We start from the raw sequence: 10,470 nt of genomic DNA, 5'->3' as shown, positions 1-10,470 counted from the left end.
ACCATCATTAATCGATGCGTCCCTGATTAAAGGATTAATTCATGAACACCAATAAGAACCATGAGTCAAAGTCGCGCTTACAGCCTTTGCCTGTCACTAGCGATGCGCTAGAAGCTAGCTTTAACCATTATCTGACCTACTACCTTGGCCACAACTCAGTAACACTGCCTGACTATGCCTACAATGCGATCAGCCTCACTTTGCGTGATCGCATTATGGCCAATTGGTCAAATACAAATGCTGCACAAACGACCCCCGGGGTTCGACGTGCTTATTATGTCTCGCTAGAGTTTTTAATCGGTCGAGCACTAGGCAACCACCTATTGAATATGGACATCAAGCCTGAAGCTAAAGGGGCGCTTGAGTCTTTTGCAGTACACCTTGAAGATGCCATTGAAGCGGAACCTGACGCAGGTTTAGGTAACGGTGGATTAGGTCGTCTTGCTGCTTGCTTCCTTGATAGTTGTGCAACGTTACAACTACCCGTGACGGGCTATGGTATTCGTTACCAGTACGGTATGTTCCGCCAAGAAATCATCAATGGTTATCAAGATGAAGAGCCAGATCACTGGTTACGTGACGGCAACCCATGGGAAATCGAGCGCGCAGAAGACTCTGTTCGAGTCAAATTTGGCGGACGCACGGAATATCGCTTAAATGATGCTGGTGTGATGAAGGCTTATTGGTTAGATACACGAGATGTCGTGGCTATTCCTTATGACATGCCAGTAACCGGTTACCAAAACACCACGGTTAATACACTGCGTTTATGGCAAGCAACAGCGACAGACGAGTTCAATCTTGATGAGTTCAACGCGGGAAGTTACACAGACTCAGTGGGCGCTAAAAATAGTGCTGAAAATATCTCGATGGTGCTGTATCCAAACGATACCACTGAGAATGGTAAAGAGCTTCGCCTTAAGCAACAATACTTCTTAGCGTCTGCCAGCATCCAAGATGTTATTCGTCAGTGGGAAATGCGTTTTGACGGAAAGCCAGACTACTCAACGTTTGCCGATGACAATGTGTTCCAAATGAATGACACACATCCGACCATCTCTGTCGCAGAACTGATGCGTATTTTGATGGATGAAAAATGCATGTCATGGGATGCCGCATGGACTGTTGTGACTAAGTCATTAGCTTACACCAACCACACCCTCCTTCCAGAAGCACTGGAAAAGTGGTCGGTAGGTCTATTTGAAAAACTACTACCACGCCTGTTAGATATTATTTATGAAATCAATAGTCGCTTCTTAAGAGTTGTTGCACAGCGCTGGCCGGCAGACACTGCTCGCTTAGCACGTATGTCGATTATTGAAGAAGGTCCAACTAAGTTTGTGCGTATGGCACACCTTGCCATTGTTGGTAGCTTCTCTACAAACGGCGTTGCAGCGTTGCACTCAGAGCTACTTAAAAAGGGTCTGTTTCATGACTTTTATGAGTTATGGCCTGAGAAATTTAACAACAAAACAAATGGTGTCACGCCGCGTCGTTGGATTGCCCATGCAAACCCAATGATGACAGAGTTAATCACTAGTAAAATTGGTGATGGTTGGATTCGTGACTTATCACAGATTGAACAACTAGCACCTTTTGCTGACGTTAAAAACACTGAGTTTAGACAGAACTGGAAGGCCGTTAAACAGGCCAACAAAACACGCCTTGCAGATCTAATCAAAGAACGTATAGGTGTTGAGTTCAACCCTGAAGCAATGTTTGATGTACAGGTTAAACGTATCCATGAGTACAAGCGCCAATTATTAAATGTGCTGCATGTTATTCACTTATATAGCCAAATCAAAAACGGCAAAGGCGACAAGCATTGCCCACGTTGCGTTCTTATTGGTGGTAAAGCCGCTCCGGGTTATGAGCTTGCGAAAGATATTATCAAACTTATCAATAACGTTGCTGAAGTGATCAATAACGATAAAGATATCGGAGATCAGCTGAAGCTAGCATTCCTTCCAAACTACAATGTTTCTTCAATGGAAATTATTGCACCGGGCGCTGACTTGTCTGAACAGATTTCAACGGCAGGTAAAGAAGCATCAGGCACTGGTAACATGAAGTTCATGATGAATGGCGCGCTAACCATTGGTACGTATGATGGTGCAAACATTGAAATCATGGATGCAGTTGGGGAGGAAAACTTCTTCTTGTTTGGTCTACGTGAAAACGAGGTTGCAGATTTAAGAGGCAACTACCGACCCTATGAATGTGTTGATCATGATGAAGACCTGAAAGACGTTATTAGCCTGTTACAGTGCGGTCACTTTAACGCCAATGAGCCAGGTATTTTCGATAACATCATTAGCAGCTTACTTAACTTTAACGACCCTTGGATGACACTGGCAGACTTCCGTAGTTATGTCGATGCGCAAGAAGCCGTTGCAGCGGAGTGGAAGGATCAAGAGAGCTGGATAACAAAAAGTATTTTGAACAGTGCACGCAGTGGTTTCTTCTCAACAGACCGAACTATGGAGTCTTATAACGAAGAAATTTGGAAGCTGGAAAAAGTGACGACCTGATGTTGACAATTATGCAGCTACACAAATCAGTAGCTGCATAATTCAGTATTGATTGATTTTTAATCGATTCGCTGAAAGCCATACAAACAAAGGGTTAATCAATGAAATAACCCGTTATTAGCACTTATATCCACACAGATTGTGGATAACTATACAGACTCTCTAAATTGTCTAATTCTATTTTCAGACGATTCTGTAAACACATAACGCTTCGCTTGCTCTGCTTGAATACGTAACTTACGCTCTTGTAATGCTTCTTTACGCCTAGACTCTGTTGGCTGACTAGGTCTAACAATCGCCTTCAAAGTACTCACAAATTCTTGATACGCAGCATCTGATTTATCGCCACTATTCCATTCTTTTAAGCTCGCGATATCTGACCTATTAAATGCTGAAGGCAACTCCGCTGTTTTATAAAACACAGATATAAGCTTACCTGACTGTTCAGCCTGTTTTGCATCTTGTAACACCCAGTAGTCATCAACCGCTAAAGGCGACCAAATAGCCAAAACATTTTTTGCTGCTTCGAGCGCCGTTTGACTGTCTGGACGGATGTCATCACCCAAGACTGCAACGTGCTCCCACCAGACACTATAACCGTCAGACTCAAGTGCACTGACTAGTTTAGAAACCCAGTGTCTTTCCCTCGTGCTATAGCTGATATACAAGTCGGTCATTACGTCGTTCCTTTTTATTGTTAAGTTAATAATAACCACACACAGGCTTAACGTAAGCACCACTAGACGGATGGTAGCAGAAACACGATTTGTATTATTTTAGTACTAAAGGTAATCCAGCGACGATCAACACCGCATTATTCGCAACTGCCGCAACCTCTTGATGCAGTTTCCCAGCAATATCCACATAGTCGCGTGTAAGTTCACCCATCGGAATGATTCCCATCCCTACTTCGTTACTCACAAAGATAATGTTTCCGGGTAGTGTCTCTAATACGGCTAACAAGGCACTTTTTTCTGCCGCCATTAACGACTTATCTTCTGCACAAAGAAGATTGGTGACCCACATGGTCAAACAATCAACTAGCACGGTTACATTCGGTGCGGCATGTTGCTTTAAACTTGCTGCAAGTTCGATAGGTGTATTGACCGTTTGCCATTCACTGGGCCTAACACTTTGATGAAGCTTTACACGCTGTGCGATCGCCTCATCGCGTATTTCAGCCGTCGCCAAATAAATCACCTTGTTACCACTTTGTTTAGCCAAGTTTTCAGCGTAAGCACTTTTACCCGAGCGTGCCCCACCTAAGACCAATGTCAACTGCATACTTTCTCTCTTATCATGAGTAATTCTTCCGTCTATATTAACAGTTTAGTAAGGCCCTAAAACATCAAGCTAAGGCAGAAATTAAAGACTTTGATGTACATAATTGAACCTCCACCTAGCAACACTTGTCACACTCCTATATTACTAATACCCGTATTTAGAATGAACGTAAGCGCTCAATGTATGAAGGGATTTTTGGGTGGTTGGGACCGTTGATCGGGGTTTAGTAATCGCTGGACTGATTTTATACATTTTGTATAATGACCTTGCAGAGCGCTACCTATCTACAGCGTTATAATCCACAAGTTTATAATAAAGTCGTTGCAAATCTTTGATATTGCACACTTAGTCCTATAAAATGTGTAGTAATTACCATATTTATCAGCCAAGACAAGCTGTTACAACAAAAAACCTAATCATTAAATAATATTTCAGGGAAAGGAAAGTCTATGGACGTTTTAAGCCGCCTTAAGCAAGTCGCTTCTATATCTACCGTTGTTTTATGCATCAGTGCAGGTGCATTCACTCAAGCTACTGCCGCAGAGCGTTATATCGTTTCTGGCGTGGAAAGCTGGGATACTTTGAATATTCGTTCACAGCCTAACCACCGTAGCACCATCATTGGTGAAATCCCTGCAAATGGTAGCAGCATCAACAGTACTGGCGAAGAGTCAGGCAGCGGTCGCTCTACATGGACTAAGGTCAGCTTCAATGGTGTTTCTGGTTGGGTTAGCAAGCGCTACCTAGCAACAGACTACTCGTTCGTCGCACCTACACCAGCAGCGCCGGCAGTACCTGCGTACAGACCACAGCCTGCTTACACGCCACAAGTATCTGTATCAGTTGCCCGTACTGGTAGTATTTATGATTCAGGCGCTGGCACTACTACAAGCGCTGTTCGTAGTGTTTATGTTGGCCCAGGTAACGGTTTACCAGCAATTACTCGTAAGCAACAGCCAACGCGAGTTGCTCCTGTACAGCAAAGAAGAACTCCAGTTTCAGTTAGCCATACTCACCCTGCAAATGAGTGCACACGTTCTTCAACGCATTCTCATCCAGGTGGTGGCAACACGCATCAGCATCGTTACAGTTGTCAGGGTAAAGCAACGCAACAAGCACGCCCTCAAGTACAAGTTCGTGCGGCTAGCAATGCAAACTCACACACTCACCCGAGCAACCAGTTTACAAATGCTGTAACACACACACATGCAAGTGGTAATGCTAACCATAACCACAACTACGGTGGTCAGCAACGCACAGTACAACAGCCAACTCAGCAACGCGTTCAAGTTCGAGCCGCTGCTACAGGGACTGCACATACGCACCCTCGTAACCAGTTCTCAAACGCTGTGACACATACGCATGCGAGCAACAACCCTCAGCATGCACACAACTATGCAGGTAACCGCACGCAACAGCAGCAAGCGCGTACTGTGACGCCAACAGCTAACCAGCCTGTGACTCACATTCACCCACAGACTGCTTACAACAAGAAGACGACTCATACACATGTTGGCGGCGCTGGCGTTCATTTGCATGACTTCTTATTGCCTAAGACTAATCAAGTTCGACAGCAGCAGGTTTCTAACAATGACGCGAACCTTCACCGTCATCAAGCAAACCAGTTCACTCGCTCAACAGCACACACTCATGCAAATGGCCGTGTTGCTCATAACCACAGTTACAGTGGTCAACGTTAATAGCCTGAGGTAATGATGATTCAATCATCGTACTTACAGTGCATTTGGTCGGCTTAAGGGGGTAACAACTGGCATCAGCTGTTATTTCTATTGACTGCAAAATTTACCCCCCGTAAATTCGACCTTATATAGCCTCAGCAACATAGATATGTTCTGGGGCTTTTTTGTTATAAATAAGGATATTTATATGACTCGTTTTAGCAAGTTCACACGGATTGGGCTCACTATTGCTGCTACTTTATTTAGCGTACAAATCGCACAGGCAGCCGTTTTTCAAATCAATGGTGTCGAAAGTTGGGATACGCTCAATATGCGTTCACAGCCTGGCTCAAAAAGTGCCGTCGTCACTAAGATTCCCGCTAACGGAAAATACATTCGTGCAACAGGACAACGTCAATCCGTTGGTAATACGGTTTGGACAAAAGTCACTTGGCAAGGTAAAACAGGCTGGGTAAGTGAGCGTTTCATTCGCCCTATGCAAGCCGCTCCTGCACAAGCCCGACCAACTGCCCCAAATACCGCCGCACGAGCGCCTCAGCGTCCACAGCCAGCAGCTGCACCTAGAGCAGCAGTGCCTCGCACTAAAGCAGTCTCTGGCTCAAAAGGGAAATGGGTATTGGAGTGTGGCGACCGTAGCCCATTCTGGCGCACCATCGTTCACCCTAAGGCATTGGATGTTAACTTGCGTGGACAAGCAGCAGGTATGATTCCAATCACCTATGAAAAGCAACGTAGAAATCGCTGGAATACAGCGATGAAGACAGAGCTTAAAAGCTCTAACGGTCGCTTTACAACGAACCTAACGATAAAGTATACAAAGCAATGTCTGCATACTTTATCTAATCAGAAAGTACACTACCGAGTAGATGCACTGATTAATGGTGAGCAATTGAATGGCTGCTGCAAAGCGGTTCGCATTCAGTAGCAGCCAAACAAAATAGAAAAGGTTTAAACCTTTTAGAAATCTGAGTCAGGAGTCGACTTGTAATAAGACGGCTTCGGCTCAGCATTTTCACTTCGGTCAGTACTCTGACTCGAACTTTGATTTTGCGTGTCCTTACCGCCAACATTATTACCAAAGCCTTTCTTCTCACGACGTTTCTTCTGAGTTTCTTTCAGCTTTACACGACGCTTCTTACCGACTTCTTTCTTTGGCTTCTTACGTGATGGCGCTGCTGGTGCTATCTCATCCGGCTCAAAACCTGGAATCGTCTCACGCGGCAAACGCTCTCTCGTGTACTTCTCGATCGCTTCGTAGTGCGCAAGCTCATGGTGAGCAACTAAGTTGATTGCCTGACCTGTCTTACCTGCACGACCCGTACGACCAATACGATGCTGGTAGTCATTTGCTTGACGAGGTAGCTCGTAGTTAATCACACAATCTAGCTGACCAATATCAATACCACGTGCCGCAATATCCGTTGCCACTAACACACGCAAGTTACCTTGCTTAAAACGCGCCAAGGCATGCTCACGCTGCTCTGTAGGCACACTGCCGTGAAGCGTTAGTACATCGACATCTAACGACTTAAGTGCTGCTGTCAGCTGATCACAACTCTTCTTGGTCGTCGCAAACACTAAGACCTGCTCCCAGTCATTTTCTAGCAACAGGAAGTTTAACGCTTGAATCTTCTCACGCTGGTTAACGATAGCAACGTGCTGATCAATTAGAACCTTCGCGCCCAGCGGCACATCGATCACTTCAGGGTTATTGAGTACTTTACGCACCAAGTCACGAATAGAGTCAGGGAACGTCGCTGTAAAGAACAAGTTTTGACGCTTGTTTGGAAGGTGACGTAACACCGTCTCAACTTCATCTTGAAAATCTTGACTGATCAGACGATCAACTTCATCCAAAACCAAAGTACGCAGCTTGTTAAACACCACAGCCTTTGCTTCGATCAAACTAAGCAGTCTAGCGGGTGTTGCAACCAACACCTCGATACCGTCCTGCAAAATCGCCTGTTGCTTTTCTATCTCAACACCACCGTAAACACTAGTACAACGAACAGAGGGTCTCATCTTACAACCCATTGCTGCAACAACGTCAGAGACTTGCAATGCAAGCTCACGCGTAGGTACTAAGATAAGCGCACGAATGTGATGCCCTCTAGCGCCTTGAGCGCCCTCTTCTTCACGCTGAAGAATAAGCGACTGCAATAGTGGTAAAACGTATGCAGCTGTCTTTCCACTCCCGGTTTCAGCACTTGCTAAGACGTCACGTCCCTCTAAAATCTTAGGAATAGAACGCCCTTGAATTGGCATAGGACGGTCGTACCCTTGCAATTTAATTGCCTCAAGTAACGGTCGTGCTAGCTCAAAACGAGCAAATGAATTTTCTTCGGGGGTGGTGTAAGCCATAATCTTTTCGCAGAAACTAAATCAATTGCTTATTCTATCGCAAAGCTAGCGGTTATTGCAGCTTTAACTCAATGCCTTTTGTAACTGTAAATACGAATTTTTAGGCGTACGCTCCAGCGAATCAAAGTCAACATGGACTAAGCCAAAACGCTTTTCATAGCCCACTGCCCACTCATAATTATCGAGCAACGACCACGCGTAGTAACCTTTCACTGGCACACCTTCAGCAATGGCTTGCTTTACCGCATCCATATGTTGATTTAGGAAATTAATACGAGGCTCATCATCAATCACACCATTCTCATCCACAGTATCGTATGACGCCATGCCATTCTCAGTGATATAGATGGGTAGACCTTTTGTATACTCACGGTCAGCCCACGTTAAAAAGTGATGCAAACCGTCAGGGTAAATCTCCCAACCCATCGACGTTTTATCCAACGGCCCTTCAACCGTTTTATGTGCTGGGAATTGATCAGTACCATCAGGACTGATAATGCTGCGCGTGTAGTAGTTCACACCCAAAAAATCAACCTTCTCCGCAATCGTCGGAAAATCATCCTGATAATTTTTTGGTAAGTGCGGCTCAAGTCCAACCAGCACATCTTCAGGATAGGCCTGATTAAACACACCCCCTAAGAACCAACGATTATAAATACCGTCAAACAGGTGTGCAGACTCAATCGCCTCTGGTGTGTCATCCACTGGTTGGGAGTATTCAAAGTTAAGCACCACACCCACATTATCCATACCCAGACCACGCATGGCTTGTACCGACTTACCGTGAGCTACTAATACATGATGCATCGCACGAGCAGCAGCACGAATGTCTTTAACACCAGGCGCATGCTGTCCGAGGAAGTGACTCAGCCAAGTAACACACCAAGGTTCGTTAAACGTCGCCGCAGCATGAACGCGATCACCAATACGACCCATTACGACTTCTGTAAAATCAGCAAACCAGTTAGCAATATCGCCATTTCTCCAACCGCCTTGGTCAAGCAAAGCACTTGGTAGTTCCCAATGGTACAGCGACACATTGGGCTTAATCCCACGCTCCAATAAACCGTCAACAATACGTTCGTAATAGTCCAATCCTTCTTGATTTACCGCGCCACGCCCTTCTGGCATAACTCGCGCCCAAGATGTTGAAAAACGATAGCTATCAAACCCACCCGCTTTAATCAGATCTAAATCACCTTCCCACTGATGATAATGATCACAGGCGACACCACCGTCTTCACCACGCACAACGTTACCCGGAGTAGCAGCAAAGTCGTCCCACTGTGAGCGCCCACAGCCACCGAAGTCACTGCCTTCTATTTGATAAGCAGAGGTTGCAACACCGAAGTCGAAGCCCTCAGGAAAGTCCGAGCGCTTAAAGTTAATGCTCATTCGATTCACTCCTCATGAATATTGGTCTATGTAATATTAGTTTAGACAGAAACAGGACGACCAGTGGATTTACCAAGCACAAGCTCAGCCTCCCACAACTCATGGTATGGATCTGCTTTGGGCTGATTAATTTGATCTAATAGTATTTCAGCAACGCGGACACCCGCGTCTCTGATGGAAGAACGCACAGAGGTAAACATGGGGATGTCACCACTGTTTTGTAAAAATGACAACTGATCGTCAAAGGTAACGATCGAGACATCCTTACCAACTGTTAAGCCCGCTTCTTGAACCGCTCGCATCGCACCCATACTCGGTAAAATACTCGATAACAATATTGCCGTCGGTGGTTTAGCTCGCTTAAGCAGCTGCTTCATTGACTCGTAACCTTGTGGTTCGGTCATCTCACCCGTGAACATAATCTCAGGGTTAATCTCAATACTGGCTTCATGCAGCGCTTCTTCATAACCTGAACGACGACGCATCGCAAAGTTCATAAACTCAAAACCATTTATAAAAGCAATATCCCTGTGCCCAAGATCTAATAAATAGTTAGTCGCACGCTTAAATGCACGCACGTTATTGACGTCTACCCAGTTGTAAGTCGACTCATCCTGATTCGTACGTCCGTGAACAACAAAAGGAATGCCGATGTCTTGCAGCGCTTCTATTCGTGCATCGTAATTTGAAGGGCCATGGACAATCACACCATCGACACGACCATCTTTTGCAAGCTTTTTATAAACAGACTCTTCTTCGCCTTCCGCAACAACACGGATCAACATGTCGTAGCCCGCTTTACAGTAAACGTCACCCGCGCCGGATATGAAGTCAGAGAAGTGAGGGTTCATCACCATGTGTTTACTTAAAGGAATCACATGACCAATCGCCATCGCTTTACCTTTGGCCAAACCACTCGCCAAATGACTTGGGTGATAGTTATTAGCTTCAGCCGCCTCCACTACTCGCTTTCGAGTGGCTTCGCTGACCTCAGGGTAACCATTGATTGCTCGACTGACAGTTGTCGGTGAAAGCTTTAAGAAATCGGAAAGCTCTTTCAAATTCATAAACACATCCAAAGCGCTTTAAAATAATAGCGAATAAATATACCTCAAATATAAATAATCGACAACAATAAATTAAAACAAGCCAATATTACCTTGACAATACCTAGTAACATTGGTCTGATATTAAGGCTA

8 protein-coding genes are annotated in these 10,470 nt (G+C 45.1%); 3 read left to right on the top strand and 5 right to left on the bottom strand.

What is annotated here, in order from left to right:
- Window positions 1-41 precede the first annotated feature (41 nt).
- Window positions 42-2,531 (top strand): glycogen/starch/alpha-glucan phosphorylase, encoded by a 2,490-nt coding sequence (locus DKT75_RS17680; RefSeq protein ID WP_109825260.1) that lies wholly within the window; start codon window positions 42-44, stop codon window positions 2,529-2,531.
- A 149-nt stretch (window positions 2,532-2,680) separates the two neighbouring features.
- Here DKT75_RS17680 and DKT75_RS17675 read toward each other — a convergent pair whose 3' ends face one another.
- Both DKT75_RS17675 and cobU read right to left on the bottom strand, forming a co-directional pair.
- Entirely contained in the window at window positions 2,681-3,208 is a 528-nt protein-coding gene (locus DKT75_RS17675; protein ID WP_109825258.1) for a toll/interleukin-1 receptor domain-containing protein, read from the bottom strand.
- Between the two features lie 94 nt (window positions 3,209-3,302).
- Window positions 3,303-3,815, bottom strand: coding sequence for a bifunctional adenosylcobinamide kinase/adenosylcobinamide-phosphate guanylyltransferase (gene cobU, locus DKT75_RS17670; RefSeq protein WP_109825256.1), 513 nt, complete (start codon window positions 3,813-3,815; stop codon window positions 3,303-3,305).
- Window positions 3,816-4,264: 449 nt separating this feature from the next.
- Here cobU and DKT75_RS17665 point away from each other — a divergent pair, with 449 nt between their 5' ends.
- A complete protein-coding gene (locus tag DKT75_RS17665; protein ID WP_109825254.1) occupies window positions 4,265-5,515 on the top strand; it encodes an SH3 domain-containing protein in 1,251 nt (416 codons plus the stop codon).
- Window positions 5,516-5,702: 187 nt separating this feature from the next.
- The gene (locus DKT75_RS17660) at window positions 5,703-6,440 is read left to right on the top strand and encodes an SH3 domain-containing protein (protein ID WP_158278911.1); all 738 of its coding nucleotides are present in this window, start codon (window positions 5,703-5,705) and stop codon (window positions 6,438-6,440) included.
- A 32-nt stretch (window positions 6,441-6,472) separates the two neighbouring features.
- Here DKT75_RS17660 and DKT75_RS17655 read toward each other — a convergent pair whose 3' ends face one another.
- The 3 genes from DKT75_RS17655 to DKT75_RS17645 form a co-directional block, all read right to left on the bottom strand.
- Window positions 6,473-7,876, bottom strand: coding sequence for a DEAD/DEAH box helicase (locus DKT75_RS17655; RefSeq protein ID WP_109825250.1), 1,404 nt, complete (start codon window positions 7,874-7,876; stop codon window positions 6,473-6,475).
- Window positions 7,877-7,939: 63 nt separating this feature from the next.
- Window positions 7,940-9,271 carry a GH1 family beta-glucosidase gene (locus tag DKT75_RS17650; protein ID WP_211665482.1) on the bottom strand — a complete coding sequence of 444 codons (1,332 nt, stop codon included), beginning with the start codon at window positions 9,269-9,271 and terminating at the stop codon, window positions 7,940-7,942.
- A 41-nt stretch (window positions 9,272-9,312) separates the two neighbouring features.
- A complete protein-coding gene (locus tag DKT75_RS17645) occupies window positions 9,313-10,338 on the bottom strand; it encodes a LacI family DNA-binding transcriptional regulator (RefSeq protein WP_109825248.1) in 1,026 nt (341 codons plus the stop codon).
- Between the last annotated feature and the right edge of the window lie 132 nt (window positions 10,339-10,470).

Source organism: Leucothrix arctica, from assembly GCF_003172895.1.
In the GTDB taxonomy this organism is placed as follows: Bacteria; Pseudomonadota; Gammaproteobacteria; order Thiotrichales; family Thiotrichaceae; genus Leucothrix; species Leucothrix arctica.
Note: the sequence above shows the minus strand (reverse complement) of the source record. Positions and strands in the feature narration are given on the sequence as shown.